Here is a 25,703-nt window from a genome sequence, read left to right on the forward strand (position 1 = left end):
CAAGAATCCCCAGCTTAGCATTCCCGCAGGGCTTAACGCGGCAAACGTGCGCCCTGCATCTGACCCATCATGCTTTGAAGATCTTTCATCCCCTGTTTGCCCGAGAACTTCTTCGCCATTTTCGACGCGTTCTTGAACTGCTTGAGGATGCGGTTGACCTCCACGATGTTCAGCCCGGCACCTTGTGCCAGACGCGCCTTGCGGCTGTTGTTGAGAAGCTCGGGGTCTTCGCGCTCTTTCATCGTCATCGACGACACCAGCGCTTTGATCTTTTTAAGCTCGCCGGAATTTTCCAGATCGAAATCTTTGAGAGCGGAAGCCATGTTCCCCATCCCCGGAATCATCCCGATCAAAGACTTCATGCTGCCCATTTTTTTGAGGCTTTCCATCTGTTCGAGGAAATCGTTGAAGTTGAATTCCCCTTTTTTGATCTTTTTGGTCAGCTGCTTGGCTTTTTTCTCATCGATAACGGAAGCCGTCCGCTCCGCCAGCCCTTCGATATCCCCAAGCCCCATCAGGCGGTTGACGATACGATCCGGGAGGAAAACTTCGAAGTCTTCCATCTTTTCTCCGGCACCGATGAAGCGCAAAGGAACCTGAATCTGAGAAGCGATCCCAAGAGCAACGCCCCCTTTGGAATCCCCGTCGTATTTGGTCAGGATAACGCCGTCGATCCCGATTTTTTCGTTAAAGGTCGCGGCCGTGCGGACCGCATCCTGACCCGCGAGAGAGTCGGCGACGTAGAAAATCTCGTGAGGATTGGCGGCCGCTTTGACTTCGGCCAGTTCGCCCATCAGCGTATCATCGATGGCAAGCCGTCCGGCCGTATCGATCAAGACAACATCGACAAGCGCTTTTTGCGCATGGGCCAACGCCCCTTTGACGACCTCTACGGGATTTTTCGTCGCATCGTCGGCGTAAAGCTCGACGTCGATCGCGCCGCATACCTGACGAAGCTGTTCGACCGCCGCCAAACGCTGCAGGTCTGCCGCAACGACGAGGACACGCTTTTTCTGGCGTGTTTTGAGGTAATTCGCCAGTTTCCCGGTCGTCGTCGTTTTCCCCGATCCCTGCAAACCGGTCATCAATATAACGGTCGGAGCTACCGGAGCGTAAATAAAGCCGCTTTTGCCCGGAACTTCGAGCAATGCGTGCAACGAGGTACGCAACGCTGCGAGAAATTGGTCTTTCCCGATGCCGCTTTGTTTGGTTTTGTGTTCGACTTCATCGAGCAGTTCTTTGACCACTTTATGGTGGACATCGGCTTTAAGGAGGGCTTTTTTAAGCTCTCCCATTGCTTTGGTCAGGGCCTTTTCATCGTCGTGAAAACGGATCTTGCGTATAGCCGATGTAAACGATTCTGTCAGCGTGTCGAACACCAAAAACTCCTGAATATGACCTCAATGGGCGTAAAAAGTTCCGAATTATACTTAAACTTTTCTTTGATAGTTCTAAATATTTTCAAGAACTAAAGTGAGCAAACACCTTCGGTTCGGGCGCTTCGAACGTCTGCCCCAGAATACTCACCTTCTTGGCATGAAGCATCACCCGTTTTGAAGGACGGCCGCCGTAGCTCTCATCGCCGATAATCGGATGCTGGGCAAATTTCATGTGGGCGCGGATCTGATGCGTGCGCCCGTGGTGGATGATCAGCTGTATTTTCGTTTTCTTCGCCGATACCTCCAGCGGGGTCACCTCGGTGATGGCGGGCTTTCCTTTTTTGGAAACCTTCGTATACGCTTTGTTCCCTTTTTTTTCGGTGATCAGGGGTTGATCGATCACAAACGGCTCGCTGACGATGCCGTCGACCCATGCGACGTACTCTTTGTAGACATTGTCACGCTTGAATTCGCCGATCGCTTTGAGGCGGAATTCTTCGTTTTTGACGAGCATCAGTACGCCGCTGGTTTCACGGTCGAGGCGGTGAAGCAGCTGCGAACCTTTGAACTGCCGCTCGACTTCATCGGAATTCATAAACGCCGGTTTGTCGACGACGATCATATTATCGTCTTCAAAAATCGGACGTATTTTTTCGATCTTTTGCACGATAAAAACCGTTTTGGGGTTGATTTCGCCGCGCGCGATCATGACCTTCGAATTGCCGACGTATACCAGCCCGCGGTCGATCAGCGATTTGGCTTCCGAGTTGGAAATGCCCTCTTGCTGGGCTAATAATTTATACGCTTTTTCTTTCATTGTGTTGTCTCCATGGTTAAAAACTCTATCACCCGTTCCAAATCGATCGTCGCATTGACCTGCGAAGGAGGAAGCGTTTCCGCTTCGGCAAGCGCGTGAGCGATTTGATCCGAATCTACAAACTGGACGTGCGAGACGTATTTAAAAAGCTCGCGCTGATGAAAAATCTCTTTACCCGTAATAATTTTACACCCGAAATATGCGGGTTCGAGCGGGTTATGCCCGCCGATCGGCTTGAATGCTCCGCCCAGTATCGCCACGTCACTGATGGCGTAGAGGTTGTTCAACTCCCCCATGGCATCGATGAGAGTGATGTCCGAGCCTATCGTTTGCGATTGGCTCCAGCGCACAAGCTCCATCTGCGGCAAACGCTGCGCAATCAATTCGGCCACTTTGCCGAACCGTTCGGGATGGCGCGGTACGACAAGAAGCTTCGCGACCGGATTGCGCTCGCGGTAGGCGGCGAACGCATCGAGGATCGCTTCCTCTTCCCCTTCGTGGGTACTTCCCGCTACGATCACCGTTCCTTGCGGTTTCGGATACGTTTTTGTCGCCTCGATCTTCTGCGCCAGCTTGATGTTCCCGACGACTTCGACGTTGCGCGCACCCAAGGCGATGAAACGGGCCATGTCTTCGCTGCTCTGGCAAAAGACGCGGTCGCACTCGCCAAGAAGGCGGCGATAGAACCACCGCATACGGTAGTATTTCGGAAAACTCCGCTCGCTGATTCGGGCGTTGAGGGCGATCACCCGAGCACCCCGCGCATGGGCAAGACGAAACAGCAGATACCAGAACTCCGCTTCGAGCACGACAACCGTTTTAGGCCGTTCGATCCAAAACCAAAGCCACACCTCGTAAGGAAGGTATCGAACCTGCGCCACGTATTTGGAAGCCGCCTCGAATCCCGTATGGGTAATGACGCTGATCGCGATCCGTTTTTCTTTTATCCGCTCGATGATCGGGGCAATCGCTTTGGCTTCTCCGAGCGAGCAGACATGGAACCAGATATCGTGCGGGGCAAACGGAGGATTCTTGAAACCGAAAAACCGTGCCGGAAGCGATTCGCGATATTTTTTCTTGAAGGAAAAGAGGATCAGTACTGGGAGTGCGGCGACGTATAGAAACGCCGCCAGCAGGGTGTAAAAAAGATCAAAAAATACTTTATGCACCGAGAGCGTCAGAAGTCGGTTCGAGGTACAAAATGCGTCCGCAGTGCGGGCAGGTTGTGATCTCTTCGCCTTTGATCACGTCTGCGTACACTTTGTCGCTGACCGCCATGAAACATCCCATACACGCCTGATTGCGAACCGCAACCGCCGTTGTGTTTTTCGCCCAGCGGCGAATTTTTTGGTAGAACGACAACCCTTTTTGATTCATGGATGAAACAAGCGTCTGCTTGCGGGCAAACACTTCTTTGCGTTCTTCGTCGATTTGCGCCAGTTTGACGTCGACGTCTGCTTTGACGGAAGAAAGGCTTCCTTCGATTTCGACCGCTTTGGCTTCCAGCTCGTCGATTTTGCTTTGTTTGTGATCGATCAGTTTTTCCAAACGCTCGATCTCTTCGTTGGCGAAAGAGACTTGTTCTTTGGCAATCTCTTCTTCGAGCTGAAGCGATTTCATCTCGCGCTCGGTTTTGATCTCAGCGCTTTTTTTGCTGTTTTCTTCGAGTTTTGCGGAAAGTTCGGCCAGATGAAGCTCGTTTTTCTGTTTTTTGAGCTGTTCGTCTTTGATCTCTTGTTTCAGAGCCGAAATCTCGTTGATAATCCCGTTTTTAGTCGCCATCAACGCATCGTACTGCAGATTGGCTTCTTCAATTTGCGGTTCAAACGCATCGATCTCTTTATCAATGTGAGACAATTCAATCAGTTGTTCAAGGTGTTTGTTCATAAGGTTCCTTTTTGGAATTACACGATTACCTAATATGCGTTACAGATAGGTGAAGGGGTTTTTCGATGGTGAAATTATAACACTCAATCCTAATTTTTCCAAATACCCCCCCAAAACCTCGCCGAAATAGCGCTCGCTCTCATAGTGTCCGATATCAATCATCGACAATCCCAGACTTTTTGCTTCCATCGCATCATGATATTTGATGTCTCCGGTCAAAAAACACTCCGCTTCGATATTGCGCATCAGCGAAGCGCCCGATCCGGTCACGAGTGCGCAGGTTTTGACGTGATCATGGCATTGGACACCCCGTATATGGGGCAAGCCAAGCGCCGTTTTGATCTTCTGCGCAAATACGTCAAAAGGCTCATCCACTCCCAGATAGGCAACGAATCCCTCTTTGGCGATGATGGGGTATCCCAAAACGCTTTGTGCGACGTAATCGTTCAGGTGCGTCTGGTCAAAATTGGTGTGCATGGCGATGTTGGCGATGTTTTTACGGATCATCGGGGCGATAATCTTGGCCGGATACTGGTTGAACTGAAGCTGTTTCAATCCGCCGAAGATGACGGGGTGGTGGGTAATCAAAAGAGCGTTGTCGGGGATGGACTCGATCAATTCTTCATCAATATCGATGGAGAGGACGACGGTCGATACCTTCTGGGAAAAATCGCCGACAAGAAGCCCGGAGTTGTCCCACCCTTCCTGCATCGCAAAAGGGGAAAGCGCGTCAAGAAACGTGTATATCTCTCGCACCGTCATTGCTTACTCCTTGTCGGTCGTTGGACCCGAATGTAGATCGATTGGGATTTGGAGAAGGGATCGGATGCTTTGAATTCGAATATTTTCAGCCCGACGATCAGATCGACGAGTTTTTTGTACCCGTAGGTGCGGGGATCGAATTCGGGGGATTTGTTAATGAGTTTTTGCCCCACCGTACCCAAATTCGACCATCCCGCTTCGTCCGCCGTATCCTCGACCGCATTGCGTACCAGAGCCAGAAGCGCTTTGTCATCGGTTTTGATTTTCGGGGCAGCCGGTTCTTTGTGGTTTTGAGCGCGGCGAAGGTTCTCGGTAAAAATGAACTTGTCGCACACGCCGATGAAAGCTTTGGGGGTTTTCTGTTCTCCGAAACCGTACACTTTGACTCCCGATTCACGGATACGGCTCGCCAGACGGGTGAAATCGCTGTCGCTGGAAACGATACAGAAACCGTCAAAATTTTTCGTATAGAGTAGGTCCATCGCGTCGATAATCATCGCACTGTCAGTCGCGTTCTTCCCCGTCGTGTACGCAAACTGCTGAATCGGCTGAAGCCCGTGTTCGAGGAGAGAGCTTTTCCAGCTTTTAAGCTGGGTATCGGTCCAGTCGCCGTAAATACGCTTGACGCTCGCAATTCCCAGAGCCGCGATCTCATCAAGCAGCCCCTCGATCGTCGATGGCTGAGAGTTGTCGGCGTCAATGAGGACGGCAAGGCGCGGCTGATGCGCTGTCATTGTCCACGCTCCAGTGACTCAAGCGCGTCGCGTGCCTGCGGAAAGTCGCTTTGGAGTTCCAACGCGCGTCCGTACATCGCTTTGGCCTCATCGATCTCGTGACGGTCGGCGAGAAGGTTGGCATAGTTGTAATAGGTTTGCGCATACGAATCATCAATCTCCAACGCTTTGAGATAATGATCCTTCGCCCGGTCAAACGCCCCTTCAGTACGATAGAGAGACGCAATCGCATTGTGGGTCAAATCGTCGTTTTCATCGATTTCCAGCGAACGCTCATACAGCTCGATCGCCCGGATGCGGTCTCCTGATTTGGCCGTCACGAAAGCGAGTTTGTTGAGGATTTCGACATTGGTTTCATCCAATGCGTAGGCCTCTTCCAAGTATTTTTTCGCTTCATCGATCTGCCCTTGCTCATACGCCGCATCCGCCTGATCGACAAGAGCCGAAGGCGAAAGGGATGGCCGGGACGAAGTGCCCGACGCGGCACCGCTTGGCGGGGCCGCATCGTCAAGCTCCTGTACGTGGCGATAGATCTGGTATGCGAAAAAAAGTGTCGCACCCAACATTAAAATCTGAAATAAACTCATAAAGGTACCTCTTTGTAACGATAAGTATAATATAATCATGGTAAACTTAACACAATCGGTAAACCATTATGCCTGCACATTTTAAAGATCCATCACTTTATATCAATCGTGAGCTCTCGTGGCTCCAGTTCAATACGCGTGTTCTCAAACAGGCGCAGGACGAGTCGCTTCCCCTGTTTGAGCGGCTAAAATTCCTTGCAATCTACGGAACCAATCTGGACGAGTTTTACATGATCCGGGTTGCCGGTTTGAAAAAACTTTTCAGCGCCGGCGTCAATGTTTCGGGTGCCGACCGCCTCACCCCGCTGCAGCAGCTTCGCGAGATCCGCACCTACCTGCACGAAGAGCAAAAAGTGGTCGAACACTGCCTTCAGGGGATTATGAAAGAACTCGAAAAAGAGGGGATCTTTTTCAAACCCTACAAAGCGCTTACCCCCGAACAGCGCAAGTACCTCGACAAATATTTCCACGAAAACATCTATCCGGTCGTTATCCCCATCGCGATCGATGCGACCCACCCGTTTCCCCACCTTAACAATCTCGGATTCGGGCAGATCGTCAAACTGCGCGACAAAGACGACCCTAGCATCGAGCGGTACGGCTTGATCCGTATCCCACGGGTACTTCCGCGTTTCGTGGACATCAATAACCGGATTTACGTTCCTATCGGCAGTATCACCGCAGAGCACATCGAAGACCTCTTCCCCGGCTATGAGCTGATCAAATTTGCCGCGTTCCGCGTCACCCGAAATGCCGACATTGCCATCGAGGAAGAAGAAGCCGACGACATCATGGAAATCCTTGAAGAGGGGCTTAAACTCCGTAAAAAAGGGGAATTGGTACGTCTTGAACTGAGCGTCCACGCCGATGATGATCTGCAGAATTTCTTCAACCGCCATGCGAATGTCTACAAAGACGACATCTACCGCTTTCAGACCTATCTGAACCTCGCCAGCTTCTGGCAGGTAGTCGGAAACAAAGATTTTGCCCATCTCACGACGCCAAGCTTCAAGCCGCGCAACCTTCCGCCGCTTGATACCGACGAAAGCCTCTATACGACGCTAGACAAACAGGATTTACTGCTGTTTCATCCGTTCGAAAGTTTCGAACCGGTCGTGCGTCTGATCCAGACGGCGGCAAAAGACCCCGACGTCGTCTCGATCAAAATGACCCTGTACCGGTCCGGATCCAATTCTCCGATCGTAAACGCCCTTATCGGCGCCGCCGAATCGGGCAAACAAGTCACCGTCATGGTCGAACTTAAAGCCCGTTTCGATGAGGAAAACAACCTCCACTGGGCCAAAGCGCTCGAAAATGCGGGTGCCCACGTCATCTACGGTATCACCGGATTCAAAGTGCATGCCAAAGCCGCCCTCATCACCCGCCGTATCGACGGAAAGCTCAAACAGTACGCCCATATCGGAACGGGGAACTACAATCCTTCCACCGCAACGATTTACACCGATATCAGCTACATGACGAGCAATGATGCGATCACCCATGACATGACGCGCTTTTTCCACTTTCTCACCGGATTCAGCAAAAAAGGGAAGCTCAACGAACTCTACATGGCACCGACGCAGATCAAACCCAAAATCCTCTCGCTGATCCAAAACGAAACCCGTATGGGAAGCGAAGGGGTCATCATTGCCAAAATGAACGCGTTGGTTGACGAAGATATCATCAAAGCCCTCTACAAAGCGTCTCAGGCGGGAGTCAAAATTCATCTGATCATCCGCGGTATCTGCTGTTTGCGTCCGGGTATTGCCGGAGTCAGCGACAACATCCGCGTTACCTCGATCATCGGAAAATACCTCGAGCATGCGCGGATTTACTATTTCAAACACGCAACGCCGCAAACGTATATTGCCAGTGCCGACTGGATGCCGCGTAACTTGCTGCGCCGCATCGAGCTGCTTACTCCGGTGCAGGGGAACGAACTCTCCGGCAAACTGATCCAGATCCTGCAGCTGCAAAGCTCGGATAACGTACTCGCCCATGAGCTTCAAACTGACGGCAGCTATGTCAAGGTACCACATGAAGCGGGCAATGCGATCGACAGTCACAAAATCGTCGAAAACCATACCAGCAAGGTTCATAGTTCGGTGAAAAAACATACTCCGAACTTTGTCCAGCAACTCACAACCCGATTGTTCAAAGAGAGTTAAGCATGATTGGCAATTATTTACACTACGCCCCGCAGATGAAAGAGCGGGTATGGATCGCCTCCTCCGCCGATGTCATCGGACGGGTCGATATGGGCGAAGATGTCAGCATTTGGTTCGGATGCGTCGTGCGAGGCGACGTCCACCATATCAAAATCGGCGACCGAAGCAATATTCAGGATTTGAGTATGGTCCATGTCACCCATCACAAACGCGATGATATGACCGACGGACATCCGACGATCATCGGGAATGACGTCACGGTAGGTCACCGCGTCATGCTCCACGGATGCACGATCGAAGACGCATGCCTTATCGGGATGAGCGCTACGATCCTTGACGGTGCCGTTATCGGCAAAGAATCAATTGTCGGAGCCGGAGCGCTGGTTACCAAAAACAAGGTATTTCCTCCGCGTTCCCTGATCATGGGAAGCCCTGCCAAAGTTGTACGCGAGTTGACCGACGAAGAGGTCGCAGAGCTTTATGCTTCCGCCGCACGTTACGTCAGTTTCAAAGAAAACTATCGCGCTCCGAATGTTTGAGTTCGATCTCGTCGTCGCTGCCGACATCCTCGGTATCATCGCATTCGCACTCAGCGGATTTCTTGTCGGTGTGCGCAACAACCTCGATCTGCTCGGGATCATCATCGCTGCATCGCTTACGGCGTTAGGCGGCGGTGTGGTACGGGACGTCATTCTGGATCGTACCCCGTTTGCGTTCAACGAATACTATCCGGCTGTTACCGTGATTACGACGATCGCGCTTGCATTTGTTTTGCGTCTTTACCGCCGGATTCAGATAGAGCGCCAATGGCTCTTCGTTATCAGCGATACCATCGGTCTTGTGGCATTCAGCATCACCGGAGCCTTGCTCGCGATCGATGCGGGATTCAACTTTTTCGGGGTTATCATCCTGAGCTTTTTGACCGCCATCGGCGGCGGCGTCCTGCGCGATATTCTGATTAATCAGGTGCCTGCGGTGCTTGTGAGCGATTTTTACGGTTCCATTGCCCTGATCGTCTCAATCTTGCTTCTCGTATTAAGCGTATTCACTCCTTTGTCCACCCTTACCGTTGCTGCTGTGGCTTCGATCGCCATCGCTGTTCGGCTTGTAGCGTATGTCAAAGGATGGCATCTCCCTACCCTCAAAACGGATCATTCATGAAAAAATACAAAACCCTTATTCTTCTCCTGTTAGCCGCCGGAGCGATCGACATCGGCCGCTATGCCCTCTATCCCGATATTGACGAGCTCAAAGAAGTTCGCCCCGTCCCGACGGCTTTTATGGAATACCGCGAGGAGGAGTGGGCTGAAGAAAACCGCGAAAAAGAGATTCAGCACAAATGGGTCAGTTTCTCGCAAATCTCGCCCAATGTCGTCAAAGCGGTCTTGATTGCCGAAGATGACGGGTTCTGGAATCATGAGGGGTTTGATGTCAAAGGGATGGAGCAGGCCATCGAGCGGAGCCTCGAAAAAGGGACCGTTGCCGGCGGCAGCACGATCAGCCAGCAGCTTTCCAAAAACCTCTATCTCTCCCCCAGTAAAAATCCGGTGCGGAAGATCAAAGAAGCCATCATCACGTGGCGGATTGAAAACACGCTGTCCAAACGGCGCATCCTTGAGATCTATCTCAACGTAGCCGAATGGGGAGACGGGATTTTCGGAATCGAAGCGGCGGCCCGCCATTATTACGGCAAAAGCGCCAAGCGCTTAAGCGCCCGGGAAGCGGCACGGCTGGCCGCGGTTCTTCCCAATCCGATCAAATACGATCCGACGGGAAACCAAAGATACGTCAAGAACCGCTCCCGTATTATCTACAAAATCATGCAGCGCCGCGGAGTCGTCATTCCCGAATACCAAGAGGTGATGACGCCGCCCAAGCAAGAGGAAAATACCGGAGAATCGTCCGAAGGGAACGAAAGCGTGATTGATTTGTTCGGCGAGACGGCTCCGGCAGAACTTTCTCCGACCGCCGTTGAAACGCCCGCCGTTGCCGAAGAGGGCGCGGAAGGCAATGCTTCTTCACCCTTTTAAAGAACCGAACCGTTTTATTTTCGGGTTGCTACGCGTCCAAGAACCCACCACCCGAGTGCCGAAGCGGCCGCAATCAGATAAGAGGGGGCGTAAGGGTTTCCGCTGAGTTCGGTCAAAGTGGTCATCATCACCGGGGTCAGTCCCCCCACGATTCCCGCCGCACTTCCCAAAATCACCGCCGTGAACGATGCGCGGTAGCCGTGATAAGAGAGGGCTTTGACGGTTGCGGCAAAAATAGGGGCCTGAACGGCGCACAGCAAAACGACAAGGGCGACGGAACCGGCAAGCGCCCCCCAATACCCTCCGATGCTCATGGCGTAAAAAAGAGGAAAAACGCTCAACGCCAATATCAATGCCGCAATGCGCATGACCCGAAGCGAACCGATTTTATCCGCCGCCATGGCCATGAGCGGAATAAACACGACTCCGATGACGATCGAGAGAGTGTTAATCTCTCCGGCTTCGGCTTTGGAGAGATGGGCACTGCCCTCCAGCCAGATCGGAAGATAGACGAACACCGTGTAATAAAAAATCCATATCGCCGACGCAATACTCAAGAACTGCCAAAATTCTCGACGATGATGCCGCAGAATCGCAACGATGGGGACAACTTTGTCTTCGGGAGGCTGATAGGTGTCGGTCAAATTTCGGCGCAAGTACAATCCTGCGGCGGCAATGACAATGCTGGCCCAGAACGGAATTCTCCATCCCCACTCCCCCATCGCATCTTCGCCCAGATACCAAAGCAAAAAACCGCAAAAACCCGATCCTAGCGCCATCCCGATTTTCGCCCCGACCGAAACGAACGAACCGTACAGGTTTTGACGGTTCGGGGAGGACTGTTCTACCAGATAAACAATCGAGCTGGCGTATTCTCCTCCGACCGATAGCCCCTGAATCATCCGAAGGGCTACAAGCAGAATCGGCGCCATGATGCCGATCTGAGCATGCGTCGGCAAAAATCCGATCAAAAAGGTCGGAAGCGCCATCAGTACCAGCGAACTCATCAGCGCGGTACGCCGACCGATCCGATCCCCGATATGGCCGAATACCAATGCTCCGACCGGACGCATCACCATCCCGGCGGCAAATGCGCCGAACGACCCCAGTAAGGAGAGAAAAGGATCGCTTGAGGGGAAAAACAGCTGCCCCATCATAACGGCCAAAAATCCGATGAGGGCAAAATCGTAATACTCGATGACGTTACCGATAATCCCTGCCGCTACGATTTTTTGCTTCGGCGTTATCAAATAATCCATCCGCCGCCGAGCAGTTTTTCGCCGTCGTAAAAGACCCCTGCCTGTCCCGATGCGACACCGAAAACAGGCTCATTCAGATTGACTTTCGCATGGTTTCCGTCGATCACGACATGACACGGCACAGCGGTCGTGCGGTAACGGAGCTTGACCTCGCAGTCGAACTCTTTGCGGCTGTCGAACATATTGACGTTTTCAAGCTCAACGCTGCGGCATTCCAAGGCTTCGCGGGGACCGACGACGATTTGGTTCGTTTCGGGCTTGATCGCAACCACGAAATGGGGATCGTGCGCCCCGTGCACGTTGAATCCTTTGCGCTTGCCGATCGTATAGTGCATGTACCCTTTGTGCTTGCCGACCACCTTGCCGGAGAGATCGAGCACATCCCCTTCCTGATCGACGGGAACGTAGGGTTTGAGGACATCCATATAGGTCGTTTCGACGAAACAGATCTCGCTCGACTCGCCCTGAGAGGCAAACGACTCCAGTCCCGGAATCGATGCGGCAAATGCTTTGATATCACTTTTGTGCCGCTCTCCGAGAGGGAAAAGAAGTCTCGGAACCAATACGGGATCGATGTAAAAGAGAAAATAGCTCTGATCTTTCGTATCGTCATGTGCCTGAAGAAGGTATTGTCCGTCATGGCGAATATAGTGCCCCGTCGCCACGTAATCGGCTCCGATCTCATCGGCAAAAGCCACCATGGCTCCGAATTTAATGTTACGGTTGCACAGCGCACAGGGGTTGGGGGTCTTTCCTTCCTGATACGTTTCGATAAACGGTCTAAAAACCTTTTCGTTAAACTTATCCTGCAAATCAAGAATATGAAGTTTCACCCCGGCGAAATCGGCCGCTTTCTGCGCGCGTGCCTGGTGGATTTCATGGTAGCCCGGTTTCGAATGGAGTTTCATGTAGACTCCTTCCACCTCGTATCCCTGCTCTTTGAGCAACAATGTCGAAACGGTCGAATCAACCCCGCCGCTCATCCCGATCAGAACTTTTTTCCGGTTCATCCGATGCCACTCCCTTCGCTCATGTGTTTGTCCGTCATATACGAAGAGAGCGATTCGTAATATTTGGTGTTACTCAGCCCCTGCTCTTCCAGCGAAATGATCTGGGTAATCAATGATTTTTCGATTTCGGTCACAACGTAATGCAGATCATCCGTCAACGTGAAGAAATCGAGATCCGATTCATCGATCATCCCCTCTGCCAATATTTTATTGCGGATAAAATCCATTAACGGCGCATAAAACTCGGTCCCGATTACAAAGAGCTTTACTCCGCTCACTTTTCGGGTCTGGATCAGCGTCAGCGCCTCGAACATTTCATCCAGCGTTCCGAATCCTCCCGGAAAAATAACGTATGCCATCGAGTATTTGACCAGCATGACCTTGCGGGAGAAAAAATAGTCGAACTGCCGCCCTTTCGTAATATACGGGTTGGGCTGCTGTTCTTCAGGCAATTCGATATTCAGCCCGATCGATTCGACATCCTCGTAATCGTACGCTCCGCGGTTTGCCGCTTCCATGACACCAGGGCCGCCCCCTGTGATGACATTGTATCCGCGTGATCCGAGCATCCCCGAAAGCTGCATGGCCTGCAAATAATAGGGGTGGTTCTCATCCACCCGCGCGCTTCCGAAAATCGTCACGGACGGGCCAAGTTCTCCCAGTTCGTCAAATCCTTGTACGAAATCGGCGATGATTTTAAAAACACTCCAAACGTCGGCCGTTTTGATATCTTGGGCATACCGTCGGCTTGCTTCTTTTTTCCCGTTTCTTCTGCGACTCATTTTAGCCTTTCAACTTGTTGAGACGATCCCGTTTCGTACCGATGGACGTAACCTGTACCCCAAAGTTACCGTCAACGATTACAACCTCTCCCTGAGCGATAACGTTGTCATCTACCAGAATATCGAGCGGGTCGTTGGCAAGCTGATTGAGCTCGATGACCGAACCGATGTCCATGCTCAGGACGTCTTTAAGAAGCATCTTTTTCTTTCCGATCCGCACGCGTACCGGTAATTTAACGTCCATAATCAACGAGATGTTTTTCATCTCCGTTTCTTCAAGCTTGACCGCTTTCTCTTCAGCAGGGGCATCAAATATCGTTGTCGGTTTGGAGGGAGAACTGACGGCACTTGGAGCAACGTTTTTAGGACCGTTCAATGCATCCTCGATCGCCGAATCGACCGCAAACATCATTAAAGAAGCTATCGATCCGAGTGAAAACGAGAAAACGAACATTTTCGCGTATCGGTCCAGATGCACCTCTCCGTTTTCTGGGATAAATTCTGCTTTTTCAGGTTTGATCGTAAACTTCGGAAGCTCTTTTTGAGATCCCAGCGTCGTACTCATCGCTCCGACGATATTGGAAACGATCTCTTTGACCGCATCCATATCCTCATCCGACATCGTATCCTGTCCTTCGCCCTCACCGCCGAGCATCATGTCCCCGAGTGCCGTTGCCAGCTGCGGAGGCATCATCACGATCCCGCGCCCTGAAGCATCCCCGGTAAAACTGACATGCACCAAGGCGATCGGAGGAATGACATTCGAGACGATGGATATCTCTTCGGCCTCTTTAAGGACGATTTTCGGGGTCTGCCCCGTCAATCCCTCAATCGTGGCAATCGCTTCTTGCGCGTATACTCCGGCAAAATCACTCATCTTCATCCTCCTCATCCTCTAATGGCCCGCGGATAATATCCTTGACCCCGCTGATACGCTCTTTGCGTTTGACTTCGAATTCTTTCAGTGCCCGCTTAACGGCATCTTTTTCGGTATCAATGACCGACGTGACCTGCACCGATTTGCGGAAACGGCGCAAGCCCATCTGCCCGATAAACCGTTCTTTTCCGTCCACACTGACATTGACCATATCATCGGCCGGGACATTCAGCCGGATAATATCCCCTTCTTTGAGGTCCAGCAGTTCGTTCAAACTGAGTTCCGCCGTGCCGAGATTGACATCGACATTGACGTGCGCGCCCCCCAGCAAAACCTGAAGTTCCTGATTACGGCTTTTTTTCGAACTCGTTTCGTTCAGCATCAAATCTCGGCTGGCAAGTTTGGGCAGAACCGGTTCCAGTGCAATAACCGGATAGCAGATGTTCATCATCCCCGAACTGTGCCCGATAATAATCTCCATGACGACCATCACGACGATTTCGTTTTGGGCAACGATCTGAACGACGTTGGGACTCGATTCTTTCGACTCTACCTGAGGATACAAATCGGTGACGGGAGCCCACGCTTCGCGCAGCGTTCCCATCATTACCCGCAGAATCGTCTCGAACAACGACAGTTCAATATCCGAAAACTCCCGGTTGGCTTCAAAAGGCTCGCCTTTCCCCCCGAGAATACGGTCCAGCATCGGAAATGCAATGGAAGGATTGATCTCCAGAACACCGTTTCCTTCAAGCGGTTTCATTGAAAAAACGTTAAAACTGGTCGGATTCGGGAGCGACATCAAAAACTCCCCATAGGTCATCTGGTCGACCGAATGGAGCTGTATCTCTACGATCGAACGCATGATTGCTGAAATCTGGGATGCGATGGAGCGGGCCATCTTGTCATGGATACCCCGGAAAGCACGCAGCTGCTCTTTCGAAACACGGTTAGGACGTTTGAAATCGTACAACGTGATCTGGCGCTGCTGGAAAAGGGTGTCTTCTCCCGCGTCCAGAGCGGCATCACCCTCATCATCGACGACATCCAAGAGCGCATCAATCTCTTCTTGCGACAGAATATCAGCCATTATTCTCCTCCCACCGCGTCTTTAATTCGTCGGATCACCGATTTGTGTATCTGTGAAATACGCGATTCGGTGATATTGACGATTTCACTGATCTCTTTGAGGGTCAGTTCCTCGAAATAATAAAGCTGGATGATCATCTGTTCGCGTTCGTCGAATCCCATCAAAACATCTTTGATCGCTTCAATCAGATCTTCGTGCTCAATCCTCTCCAAGATTCCCTCATTTTCAGGGGTTCCGAGTTGGTCGTCCAACGGCAGCACGGTATAAATATCGGAGGCTATCCGCGCTTCGTGAATTTTATCCTCTTCGACATCAAGCATCCGGGCGAGTTCGGCATCGCTGGGTTCCTCGTCATGATCGGCCAGATGCAGTTCAATGGCACTGTCGATGTCCTTGATCAGGCGGCGGCTGGAGCGGCTCACCATGTCAAGCGAACGCAGGTAATCGAGCATCGCTCCGTACACCCGCGTTTTGGCATACCCCCAGAACGAATCGTTTTGGGTATCGTCGTAGCGGCGGGCGAGCTTGACCAGTTCCTCGGTACCGATCGCGCACAGATCCATATAGTCAATCGAGCTGGGAAGCCGCTCTTTAAGCCGAAATGACATCGCTTTAACCGCCGGCAGATATTGAATCGCGAGCTGGTCTTCTTTATGTTTCAGCTGCTGCGTATAGACATTCGCACCGCTCATGAAGAACTCCGCGGATTCTCTTCCAACAACTCTGCTTTATTGGCATAAAACGCATCGATAAACTGTTCGCGTTTGTTGATCTCACGGACAAAAAAGTCAAGATTATGTTCATGCATGTGTTTCGGAAAAGGATGCGCCTTGATCCCGAGAGCCTGAAAATAAAATCCGACGATCAGATGGGCAAAAAGGTAAAAAAACAATGTTACGAGGACAACGAACCCCAGGAAGCCTTCTGCACTTTCAGATTTTATGATCCCGAAAACAATGCCGAAGAAAAAGCCCTGTGCCGTTAAAAAAGAGACAAAATTCGAGCCCCGCATTTTTTTTATCCTTGATTTTGTATCTGTTCAAAGAGACGGTCGTACACCGCTCGTGTACCTGTGGATTAAAAATGTTCCATAAGCCGTTTGAACAACCCGCCCAAGCCGCTCTCTTTGGGATCAACTAGCACATTCCGTTCCAGTTTTCTGGCAATACGTTTGACGATCATCTCAAGCTCCTGCGTCGGCACCGCTGTCGGAAAATCACGGGCGAACAGCGCCCGTTTTTTGACACTCGACGAGATTTTCGGATCGCTCGAAACCTGTCCCAGATAGTTCAGCCGCAAAGCTCCGCCGATGTTTGCCTGTGCCACCTTGTTTATTTTTTCAAACAGCCCTTCAGCTTCTTTGGAGGAGCGAACCTGATTCATAATGACATTGATCTCGTCTCTGAGTCTCGCCGTCACTTTGATGGTCGCATACGCATCCGTGATCGCGGCAGGATCGGGAACCGTCACGACGATAACGTCGTCGCATGCCCGCAAAAACAGCTGGATATGCTCCCCGATCCCCGCACCCGTGTCGATAATCATCACATCCAGATCGTCAAGCACTTCCGCTTCGTCCATGAACCGTTCGAACAATCCGCCCGAAGCGTATTTGAAAATTTCTTCCCCGCTCTCCCCGGGAATCAGCACAAGGTTGTTCTCGATGGGAACCAGAATCTCCGAAACGCTGGCCTCCCCTTTGAGAACATGAAGAATATTTTTTTGGATCTTGACGTTGAACATCACATCCAGATTAGCCAAACCGATGTCGGCATCGAAAATTCCGACCTTCAACCCGTATTTGGCCATTACGTGTGCCATGTTCGAGCTGATCGTACTTTTCCCGACGCCTCCCTTGCCGCTTGTGATCGCGATGAAACGGGTTTTTTTCGACGTCGCTTTACGGTTCTGGCTTACCAATGCTTCGAGTTTGGCGGCTTGATGGTTCATACGTTGTTACCTTTATGAAATCCATGCAAAAGGCAGTCCACTAAAAAATCGCTCGAAGCGATCACAAGATCTTCGGGAACTTCCTGGCCGACCGAGAAATAGCTGACCGGAACTTTCGTCTCGTACACCAGCGAGAAAATGTTTCCGAATCCGCGTGTTTCATCGAGTTTCGTAAACATCATCGTATCGATCCCGAGCGGTGCGAAATTATCATACGTCGCTTTGAGGTCTTCGTATTTGATCGAACTTGGCATGACCAAAACGACATCCACGCTGTATTCGGTATTATTGGCCTTCAAGCACTCATAAATAGTCTCGATTTTCCCTTTGTCGTACGGTGAAGACCCCATTGTATCGATCAGGATATAGTCGCTGTAGCGAAGAGCGTTGAGCGCGCTGGAAAATTCGGGGGGATCGACAACCGTTTCGATCCCCAGTTTCATCATCCGTGCGTACTGCATCAGCTGCTCGACCGCACCGATACGGTAGGTGTCCAGAACCACCAAGCCCACTTTATATTTTTTCTCCAGCAAATACGAAAATCGCGCTGCCAGCTTCGCAATCGAGGTCGTCTTTCCGACTCCCGTAGGGCCGACCAGCATAATGACTTTTTTGGCGCCGTTCTTGGGAGCGCTCTCCATCCGAACCGGAATCATTTTGCGCATCAGCACCTGAAAATAGCGCTTGACGGTCGCAGAACTCTCTTTCATCTTCGAGGGCATGTGTTCCAGTGTCAGCTGCATGATCTGATCGAGATGATTTTGGTCCATCCCGCTTTGCTGCGCCAAACGATAAATCTCCGCGAATTCGGGAGGGATAGCCGTTTGCAATTTGGGCGCTTTTTCGTCCCAGAACATGTTCTGGATCAATTTGACCTTATCGCCGAGTTTTTCGATCTCTTCCTTGATCCGCTTGATGTCTTCGGTCTCAGCGGGAGCCGACGTATTTTTGTGAGGTTTCTCCTCCTCCGTTACTTCGGCGATTCGGGAAATCTGCTTGGCTGCTTCGGAAATATTGTAGAGTACGTCGCTGCTTTTTTGGGTCAAAGGGCGCTGTTTGGTCAGAGGCTCTTCGATTTTCGGCTTGCTTTTGGGAATACTTCCCTCTTCGACGCCCACGACGATCTCGTACAACGCACTTTTGCCTAACGATTTTTTCTGTATTTCGCGGGTTTCGATCAGCATCGCTTCTTCGCCCACTTCCAACTGCGCTTTTTTGAGCGCTTCGGCAGGCGTTACACCGCTAAATGTCAAGATTTTCATATCGTCTCCGTAGAGTTTTTCCCGTTGAGGGCAAGCTTCGTAAAGGTATTATCACGCTCAATCGTTCACTCCAATGGGGGTGAGGAATAATCAGTTCTTTGTATTGTACCACCCGATCCTCAAAAAACAGGATATCCAGGTCAAGTGTTCTGGGCGCGTTGGGAAAACTGCGGCGGCGTCCGAACCGTTTTTCGATCCGCCATATCAGCCGCAGCAAAGCTCTGGGTTGAAGTGACGTGGCAATTTCGATCACCGTATTGTCAAAATCGCTTTGATCGAGGTAGCCGAACGGCGGATTACGCAAAACGGCTCCGCTTTGAACGGGACGAAGAAGAGACATGCGGGTCAGGTATACCCACAAATGCTCCATCCGCCGTTGCGTATCTCCGACGTTTCCCCCCACTCCGATTAGGACACGATAACGGTATCCGCTTTTCCGCGCGGGCCGTTTGGGGAAATGCAAATTTTTATACACAAAATGCCGGTCGTCCAGCTTGCGGCACAGTCTCATCGATTAGGCTTCAGCCGTCTCCTGCTGTTGCTGGGTAGCTTGACGCATCGCATTGATTTCGCTGAGGATCTGCATCATTCCCACCATCGCCAAATGGTATCCGAACGGTCCGAATCCGATCACCGACGAGGTGCACACGGGAGCCGTCATGCTTTTTTGGCGGAACTCTTCACGACGGTAGATATTGCTAATGTGCACTTCGATCGTCGGCATGTTCACCGCAGAAATCGCATCGCGGATCGCGATCGATGTGTGCGTATACGCGGCCGGGTTAATGATGATACCGTCGGCATCGCCGTAACATTCCTGAATACGGTCAACCAGTTCACCTTCGAGATTGCTTTGATAAAACTCGATCTCGATACCGTTTTGAACGGCAACCTCTTTCATCTGCGCATGGATTTGTTCGAGGCGCATCGGACCGTAGACCGATTGTTCCCGTACTCCCAGCATGTTGAGGTTTGGCCCCTGGATTACGACTATTTTCATTGACTGACCTTTGTTCTCTTTTTTTAAGGGTAGATTATAAGAGGTTCTAGTTTATAAGCAACTAAATTACTTTAAAGTGCATCATATTACACTTATTAACACATATGATATAATTGTATTTATATAACCAAATATAAGAGGTGTGTTATGACTACCGTTACCACTACCGATATTCTGCGCCATCCTGCATTGCTTAATGCTGCCGACGGTATTACCCTCATCGAAGACGGTCGCCGTCATGAGCCAAAAAGCGTGTTACTCCCTTACGCACTGTATAAAAAAGTGCGAGAGCAAATCGAAGATGAACTCTATCTAATGAGCAACCAAAAGGCGTTAGGAACCGAAGCCTACCAAGAGTTTTTAGAGCTCGAAGAGGTTATCGAGGATTTGGTATGAGTAGTATTCGTCGCGGAGAGATATACCTCGTCAATTTCGGGAAAAAATACAACAGCGAATTCGGTAAAATCCGCCCTGCCCTCATCATCCAAAACGACATCGCCAACCGAAACATCGATCTTGTCGCTTTTAAAGGGGTTACCGTTATTCCCCTCACCACGCAACTTGCAGGTGGTGACATACGGGTGATGATTAAAAAACGGGATACTCTAGAGCAAAATAGTGAAATCTGCATCAATGAACTCTGTACTCTTGATTTGAGCCGTATCGATGAAACAAAAAAATGTACGGTATTAACGCCAAAAGAGATAGAAGAAGTAGAGATGAAACTGAAACGGCATTTGGGGATAGCGTGAAAAAGATTTTAGACTTCATAGGATTGTTTACCCGTGAAGAAATCAAAGATATTATTCGAAAAATAATTTTCAAACCACTTTCGAGTAAATTAGTATTAGGTGGTTTGACAATCCTAATCACTCCTTTTTGGCAACCAATTCTGATAGAGTATTTAAATAAAACTTTCTCTCTTAACCTTTCAAATACTTCTGACACATTCGTTGGTATTTTTTTGGTTGTGTTAGGTGTTCTTACCCGATGGTACGAATTATATCTTGATGTCAAAAAACAAATCTTCTCGAAAACACAGTTTAAACCTTCTATCGAATGGGCAAAAGAAAAAATCGAATTAGCTTTGAAAAGTGTTGAAGACAGATATATTACCTACAATACAGCAGAATATGCAGAGTTGAATATTGACACAAAAACAAAAAAAATATTTGAGTATGTAACTTGTATAGATAACTTTGATGTGAATGATTTCATAAAAAATTTCAAAAATGGTATTCTGTATTATTTAGAAAATGAAAATATCTATAAACTCGAATATCGATACCAGTTACTCAATGAATGGTTAAATACCTACAAAAATTTAGATAATCCGCCCGAACCTCATAGTCCAATAGAATCGATGTATTTTATTACCGAGCTCTTTGAACAGAAGTTTTTTCAAATAAAAGACTCTTATAATGATGTTCTAATAATTATACATTTCATAGAAAGTCTGGAAAAGAATCGGCATTATCAACTCCACACACAAGAACTAAAAGAAGCAATCAATTCCCTACAAAATATTCAATATATATCAAAAAAATTATTATCAGATATGTCTGAAACCATTCATGGACTTCTTCCCTATCAATTTGAATACCTTAATGCTATTCAACATTATGCTGAATACAGCACATATCTTTATCCACTCTTATATTTTTTCGTAGAAAATAATTATGATACAGCTTCTCTAAATAATAACATTAATCAAAATAATTGCTTAAGCACTCACCTCTATAAATATTCTTTAATCAGTGGTGAAGCATTATCTGGTAAAACACATACGTTATGCGATATTGCCAATGATCGTATACAAAAAAAATTGCCAACCGTATTGATATTTGGACAAAAATTTTATACCAATGAAAGCCCTATCAAGCAAATTATTCGACAACTTGATTTGGAACATCATAATTTATCCGAAGATGAGTTTTTGGAAACGTTAAATAGTTGGGGTGAAAATGAGCAACAACTCGTTTTCATCATCATCGATGCTATTAATGAAGTTGATTATCCTCAAATTTGGCAAAACTTTTTTATTGAGATGGTTGAAAAAATCAAGAAACGTTCATATCTAGCTTTGATCATGAGTGTACGAGATACTGAAAAAGAAAAAATATTTAATACTCGTATAAGAAAATATATCTCAGAAGAACTTATTGAAATTGAACATAATGGTCTTGATCAAATCGATTTCGAAACCATCCAAAAGTTTTCTAAAGTATTCAAGTTCAAACCAATTGTTTTCCCTTGGACAAGCCCTCTTCTCACAAAACCCGGCTGGCTATTTTTGGTATTTGAAGCACTAAAGGATACTGGAATAAACAGCATTACACCTGAACTACTCAAACAAAATGTCATCATGGAAAAATTTATCAAAGGCGTAAATGATAGATTTAAACGCAGCAAGGCACTAACAGATCATCGACAATATGTAATTAGCACAACAACTGTTGCAAGCAAAAAAATTGTTAACAATAATTTTATAGAAACTGTTTCCTATGATGAGCTGAAAAATGACACTCAATATTTGCATGAAGCGATTGTGGATTACCTACTTTCAGAAGGAATATTTTTAAGCAATATAGGTAGATTTGATATTAGAAATATATACTTTGCATATCAAAAATTTGGTAATTATTTCTTATCATTGTATTTATTATCTATTGTTTCTGAGCAAGATGATAAACCATCCATCATAAGAAAAATCAGTCAAGACACTACTATTCAATTGTTATTTCAAAAATTCCAACAACATCAAGCTTTGATTGCAGACCTGATTACTCGAATAAGTGATGACTACCAAATTGATATTATTGAAATTTTCCCTCAATTGACAAATAATCCAACTATTGACCAATTGCGCTTATCCGCATATACGATCTCATCCAAATTACCTGAGTCGCTTCAGAATGTCGTAAAAAATCTTTTATCTAGTACTGAAAAAGAACGATACGAATTTTTTGAAGCACAATTGTACGATGCAGTCAATTTTACTGTGGATTTTAATATCCAACACTTACATAGCCTGCTAATCTCTGATCGTATGTCCAATAGGGACATTTGGTGGGGTAAATACGTAATTGACAGTTATCAAAATGAAGGTGTAGTGTCTGAGATTATTTTTTGGGCACAACAATTATCCAAAGAAGAAAAGATCGATACAACCTATCTAGTTTCATACTCAACATTGCTTGCTTGGTTCTTAATATCTTCTAATCGTGAATTAAGAGACAAGACGACCAAAGCCCTCGTGAATCTTTTGGCGGATCATATTGATATTGTTATCGCAGTGCTAAAAGAGTTTGAAGGAGTAGATGATCCCTATGTCTATGAGCGTTTGTTTGCGGTAGCTTTTGGCTCTGCTATTAGAAGCAAGACTACCGATCATCTAAAAGAGTTATGCGAATATATCTATCATACAATTTTCGACCAAGAATTTGTTTATCCACATATCCTCTTACGTGATTACGCTAAAAATACAATTGATTATGCAATTTATAAAGAGATATCACTCGATATAAATAGAGAAAAAACTATTCCACCGTATAAAAGCCATTTTCCTGAACATTTACCAACAAATGAAGAAATCGATGCATTAGTTGAAACTTTTGATGACCCCGATTATGGATTAAGCTCTATTATTAGTTCAATGACTACTGAATATGGACGCGGTGGTGAATATGGTGACTTTGGTCGCTACACTTTTCAAAGTGCCCTGCGTGATTGGGAAAAACAAATTAATATTGATTTTCTTAGCAACCATGCTGTCAAAATGATCATTCAAAGAATCGGTTATAACCCCCTTCATCATGGAAAACTAGAAAAAAATATTACAAGTGGATACGGATATTCTAGATATGAGAATAAAGCTGAACGCATTGGGAAAAAATACCAATGGATAATGTTCTTCGAGATTTTGGCACAGATAACCGACAAATACCCGGTTTATGGAAATTATGAGGAAAAAGAACCTTATCGAGGTACATTCTCTCCTTATGTCAGAGATATCGATCCGACGATTCTCATTCAAAAAACTCATAAAAACTCATCTCACATCATAGAAAATTGGTGGCATCCGATAATCGAGTTAGATTGGAATACGGACAACAATTTGTGGGCAGTATCGGATCATGATTTACCTCCGGTAGAACCTTTCATAATGCTCACGGATGAAAGAGGTGTTGAATGGTTTTGTCTCAATACAATTCTTGACTGGAACGAAAAAGTTCCTCAAGATGACGACTGGAAAACACCTCGTAAAAAGTTGTATTACATGGTACAAAGTTACCTTATCAAAAATGACCAACTGGGCGAGCTCATATCTTGGGGGCAAAAAGAAGATCAAAACTTTTTTGGACGATGGATGCCGGATAATGGTGATCGATATGAACTCTTTGACCGTGAACATTGCTGGTCGGAAGGAACACAATATTTTTACGGTCATATATGGGAAAATATCAGAAATACGGATTTCGAGGTAATTCCGACTGCATACCATTACTGGTGGGAAGAATCTAACGACTATTCCAAAGAAAGCAGCCTAGGTTTTTTAAAACCTACTAAAGTGATCTTTGATGCTCTTAATATGCAGTACGGAGACGAAGACGGATCGCTCTATGATCAAGAAAATCAGAGAATCTGTTTCGATCCATCGGCACAAATCGAAAGCCCCTCTATGCTCTTGATCCAAAAAGATAAATTTCTGAATTTTCTCAAAGAAAACAATCTTTCGCTTTTTTGGACAGTTATCGGGGAAAAAATGATCGTTGGCGGAGATGATCGAAAAAATACCGAGAGAAGTGTTTATAGTGGATTTTATAGATTGGACGATAATCAAGTTAAGGGAAAGATAAAATGCGTGGAGAGGTAAAAAAATGGTATCAAATAAAAAGACAGCTTGAAAAAGAAGATTTTAGGTCAACTATTACGGGGTGGATAGAATTCTTCTTAAAAATTGGATTAGCTGTTGGAACAGTTATTACTTGGTTTTTCTATTTTCTTTATGTTGGAGTAATGCCTTCAATAAACAATCTCGGCGATATTACAGTTTTTCTCATCATGATAGCCGGTATAGGAATATTAATAAGTTTTATTTTTATTTTCTTTCACATAAGCTCGTCCATTGCTTTACGAGATGAACCGAATTTTCCTGATATTCGAGAAGGGTCAATACATATTTATATAGTTATTCCTATAGTTATTCATGTATTTGGTTGGTGTTATATTATAGATATGTACAACAATACAGGTAATTATCTTTTCTTTCTTTGTCTAATTGAAGTAGTCCTATATTTGTTATACACTTATGAAAAATATAGTATAGAACTAAAAAAACTTATTAGTGTAAAACTTCTGTATTACGTTATTTATTTTTTTGGACTTTTGGGCTGGTCTCTATTAGCATTTTGGAATGTTTATAAAGAACAAAATATCGCTTTATACTTCACTGTTAGTACTATAATTTTTGTCATTACCTTTATTAACATAGCAATTTTAACAAAAGTTTCTCATCTACCAATAAAAGTATTAATTGTTATAGCCATCTCGCTCATTTTTATGATTTCGCAAGTATTTTCTGCCCAACATATCCCAAATCCAATTATTGTTTTCCCATTTAGCTCACTTAAACTTGGTTATTATAAAGCTGAGCTTCATTTTAAAGAAGACTTCATTAACAAATCTATGCCTTTTATTTTAAATGAAACCAATCAAACAACAAATACTTTTTTTATTCTAAGCAGTGTAGGTGATGAATATATCCTACGTGAAACACGTACAGCCATGGAATACAATGAATCAAATATCAGCCGTCATAATAGCTTATATCCATTTGATTACAACGGAACACGCTATTATTGTGAAGATAATAACCAATCCTTGATTTGGAATATTCCCGATTCAAACACTAACTATATTCAAAAAGTAAAAAACCGTTCACAGGACTTCAATAAAACAGTTGAAAAGCAATTACAACACTGGAAAAATATTGACCAAAAAACGTATCGAATCAAAAAAGAAAATGTAGATTTTGAAGTTCTTGGAAAAGAAATAGATATCCAATCAACTGTATGGATGCACAATGCAAAGAAAAAAATCAACTAAA

At 47.0% G+C, this 25,703-nt stretch carries 26 protein-coding genes; 8 read left to right on the forward strand and 18 right to left on the reverse strand.

What is annotated here, in order from left to right; all coding sequences use genetic code 11:
- Positions 1–32: 32 nt before the first annotated feature.
- From ffh to JU82_RS06175, 7 genes are all read right to left on the reverse strand, one after another.
- Positions 33–1,379, reverse strand: a complete 1,347-nt coding sequence (gene ffh / locus JU82_RS06145) for a signal recognition particle protein (RefSeq protein ID WP_037948105.1) — start codon at positions 1,377–1,379, stop codon at positions 33–35.
- Between the two features lie 82 nt (positions 1,380–1,461).
- Positions 1,462–2,196: an RNA pseudouridine synthase gene (locus JU82_RS06150; RefSeq protein ID WP_037948108.1), complete on the reverse strand. Its 735-nt coding sequence runs from the start codon at positions 2,194–2,196 to the stop codon at positions 1,462–1,464.
- On the reverse strand, positions 2,193–3,365 hold the full coding sequence (gene waaA, locus JU82_RS06155) for a lipid IV(A) 3-deoxy-D-manno-octulosonic acid transferase (protein WP_037948110.1): 1,173 nt from the start codon (positions 3,363–3,365) through the stop codon (positions 2,193–2,195). Before waaA ends, JU82_RS06150 begins: the two co-directional genes overlap by 4 nt.
- Entirely contained in the window at positions 3,358–4,083 is a 726-nt protein-coding gene (locus JU82_RS06160) for a zinc ribbon domain-containing protein (protein WP_037948113.1), read from the reverse strand. Before JU82_RS06160 ends, waaA begins: the two co-directional genes overlap by 8 nt.
- A gap of 39 nt (positions 4,084–4,122) precedes the next feature.
- Positions 4,123–4,845, reverse strand: coding sequence for a Nif3-like dinuclear metal center hexameric protein (locus JU82_RS06165; protein ID WP_037948116.1), 723 nt, complete (start codon positions 4,843–4,845; stop codon positions 4,123–4,125).
- On the reverse strand, positions 4,842–5,579 hold the full coding sequence (locus tag JU82_RS06170) for an NYN domain-containing protein (RefSeq protein ID WP_037948120.1): 738 nt from the start codon (positions 5,577–5,579) through the stop codon (positions 4,842–4,844). The genes JU82_RS06165 and JU82_RS06170 overlap by 4 nt, the downstream gene beginning before the upstream one ends.
- Entirely contained in the window at positions 5,576–6,166 is a 591-nt protein-coding gene (locus JU82_RS06175; protein ID WP_037948123.1) for a tetratricopeptide repeat protein, read from the reverse strand. The genes JU82_RS06170 and JU82_RS06175 overlap by 4 nt, the downstream gene beginning before the upstream one ends.
- A 68-nt stretch (positions 6,167–6,234) precedes the next feature.
- Between JU82_RS06175 and JU82_RS06180 the strand changes: the two genes are divergently transcribed.
- Genes JU82_RS06180 through mtgA form a run of 4 tightly spaced genes read left to right on the forward strand, consistent with a single transcriptional unit; the run spans position 6,235 to position 10,364 of the window.
- A complete protein-coding gene (locus tag JU82_RS06180) occupies positions 6,235–8,334 on the forward strand; it encodes an RNA degradosome polyphosphate kinase (protein ID WP_037948126.1) in 2,100 nt (699 codons plus the stop codon).
- Between the two features lie 2 nt (positions 8,335–8,336).
- A complete protein-coding gene (locus tag JU82_RS06185; protein WP_037948129.1) occupies positions 8,337–8,873 on the forward strand; it encodes a gamma carbonic anhydrase family protein in 537 nt (178 codons plus the stop codon).
- Entirely contained in the window at positions 8,866–9,495 is a 630-nt protein-coding gene (locus JU82_RS06190; RefSeq protein WP_037948132.1) for a TRIC cation channel family protein, read from the forward strand. Before JU82_RS06185 ends, JU82_RS06190 begins: the two co-directional genes overlap by 8 nt.
- Entirely contained in the window at positions 9,492–10,364 is an 873-nt protein-coding gene (mtgA, locus tag JU82_RS06195) for a monofunctional biosynthetic peptidoglycan transglycosylase (RefSeq protein WP_294892341.1), read from the forward strand. Before JU82_RS06190 ends, mtgA begins: the two co-directional genes overlap by 4 nt.
- A 14-nt stretch (positions 10,365–10,378) precedes the next feature.
- Here mtgA and JU82_RS06200 read toward each other — a convergent pair whose 3' ends face one another.
- From JU82_RS06200 to aroQ, 11 genes are all read right to left on the reverse strand, one after another.
- Positions 10,379–11,623, reverse strand: coding sequence for an MFS transporter (locus tag JU82_RS06200; protein WP_037948135.1), 1,245 nt, complete (start codon positions 11,621–11,623; stop codon positions 10,379–10,381).
- Positions 11,611–12,633: a tRNA 2-thiouridine(34) synthase MnmA gene (gene mnmA / locus JU82_RS06205; RefSeq protein ID WP_037948137.1), complete on the reverse strand. Its 1,023-nt coding sequence runs from the start codon at positions 12,631–12,633 to the stop codon at positions 11,611–11,613. Before mnmA ends, JU82_RS06200 begins: the two co-directional genes overlap by 13 nt.
- A complete protein-coding gene (locus tag JU82_RS06210; RefSeq protein WP_037948140.1) occupies positions 12,630–13,415 on the reverse strand; it encodes a TIGR00730 family Rossman fold protein in 786 nt (261 codons plus the stop codon). The genes mnmA and JU82_RS06210 overlap by 4 nt, the downstream gene beginning before the upstream one ends.
- A 1-nt stretch (position 13,416) precedes the next feature.
- Complete coding sequence (fliY, locus tag JU82_RS06215) at positions 13,417–14,292, reverse strand: flagellar motor switch protein FliY (RefSeq protein ID WP_037948151.1); 876 nt, start codon at positions 14,290–14,292, stop codon at positions 13,417–13,419.
- The gene (gene fliM, locus JU82_RS06220) at positions 14,285–15,382 is read right to left on the reverse strand and encodes a flagellar motor switch protein FliM (RefSeq protein WP_037948154.1); all 1,098 of its coding nucleotides are present in this window, start codon (positions 15,380–15,382) and stop codon (positions 14,285–14,287) included. The genes fliY and fliM overlap by 8 nt, the downstream gene beginning before the upstream one ends.
- Positions 15,382–16,074 (reverse strand): RNA polymerase sigma factor FliA, encoded by a 693-nt coding sequence (locus JU82_RS06225; protein ID WP_037948157.1) that lies wholly within the window; start codon positions 16,072–16,074, stop codon positions 15,382–15,384. Before JU82_RS06225 ends, fliM begins: the two co-directional genes overlap by 1 nt.
- On the reverse strand, positions 16,071–16,394 hold the full coding sequence (locus tag JU82_RS06230; protein ID WP_037948160.1) for a hypothetical protein: 324 nt from the start codon (positions 16,392–16,394) through the stop codon (positions 16,071–16,073). Before JU82_RS06230 ends, JU82_RS06225 begins: the two co-directional genes overlap by 4 nt.
- Positions 16,395–16,459: 65 nt before the next feature.
- Positions 16,460–17,332: a P-loop NTPase gene (locus tag JU82_RS06235; RefSeq protein ID WP_037948169.1), complete on the reverse strand. Its 873-nt coding sequence runs from the start codon at positions 17,330–17,332 to the stop codon at positions 16,460–16,462.
- Positions 17,329–18,594: a flagellar biosynthesis protein FlhF gene (gene flhF / locus JU82_RS06240; protein WP_037948172.1), complete on the reverse strand. Its 1,266-nt coding sequence runs from the start codon at positions 18,592–18,594 to the stop codon at positions 17,329–17,331. The genes JU82_RS06235 and flhF overlap by 4 nt, the downstream gene beginning before the upstream one ends.
- Complete coding sequence (folK, locus tag JU82_RS06245; protein ID WP_037948174.1) at positions 18,575–19,105, reverse strand: 2-amino-4-hydroxy-6-hydroxymethyldihydropteridine diphosphokinase; 531 nt, start codon at positions 19,103–19,105, stop codon at positions 18,575–18,577. Before folK ends, flhF begins: the two co-directional genes overlap by 20 nt.
- A gap of 3 nt (positions 19,106–19,108) precedes the next feature.
- Positions 19,109–19,594: a type II 3-dehydroquinate dehydratase gene (gene aroQ, locus JU82_RS06250; protein WP_037948177.1), complete on the reverse strand. Its 486-nt coding sequence runs from the start codon at positions 19,592–19,594 to the stop codon at positions 19,109–19,111.
- A 147-nt stretch (positions 19,595–19,741) separates the two neighbouring features.
- On the opposite strand from aroQ, the gene JU82_RS06255 reads away from it, so the two are divergent.
- The 4 genes from JU82_RS06255 to JU82_RS06270 are packed head-to-tail and all read left to right on the forward strand — an operon-like array spanning position 19,742 to position 25,702.
- A complete protein-coding gene (locus tag JU82_RS06255; RefSeq protein ID WP_037948180.1) occupies positions 19,742–19,990 on the forward strand; it encodes a hypothetical protein in 249 nt (82 codons plus the stop codon).
- The gene (locus JU82_RS06260; protein ID WP_294892347.1) at positions 19,987–20,346 is read left to right on the forward strand and encodes a type II toxin-antitoxin system PemK/MazF family toxin; all 360 of its coding nucleotides are present in this window, start codon (positions 19,987–19,989) and stop codon (positions 20,344–20,346) included. The genes JU82_RS06255 and JU82_RS06260 overlap by 4 nt, the downstream gene beginning before the upstream one ends.
- Positions 20,274–24,470: a hypothetical protein gene (locus tag JU82_RS06265; RefSeq protein ID WP_294892349.1), complete on the forward strand. Its 4,197-nt coding sequence runs from the start codon at positions 20,274–20,276 to the stop codon at positions 24,468–24,470. The genes JU82_RS06260 and JU82_RS06265 overlap by 73 nt, the downstream gene beginning before the upstream one ends.
- Complete coding sequence (locus JU82_RS06270; protein WP_037948186.1) at positions 24,455–25,702, forward strand: hypothetical protein; 1,248 nt, start codon at positions 24,455–24,457, stop codon at positions 25,700–25,702. The genes JU82_RS06265 and JU82_RS06270 overlap by 16 nt, the downstream gene beginning before the upstream one ends.
- The last annotated feature ends 1 nt before the right edge of the window (position 25,703 follow it).

This window comes from Sulfuricurvum sp. MLSB (assembly GCF_000747095.1).
Lineage (GTDB): Bacteria > Campylobacterota > Campylobacteria > Campylobacterales > Sulfurimonadaceae > Sulfuricurvum.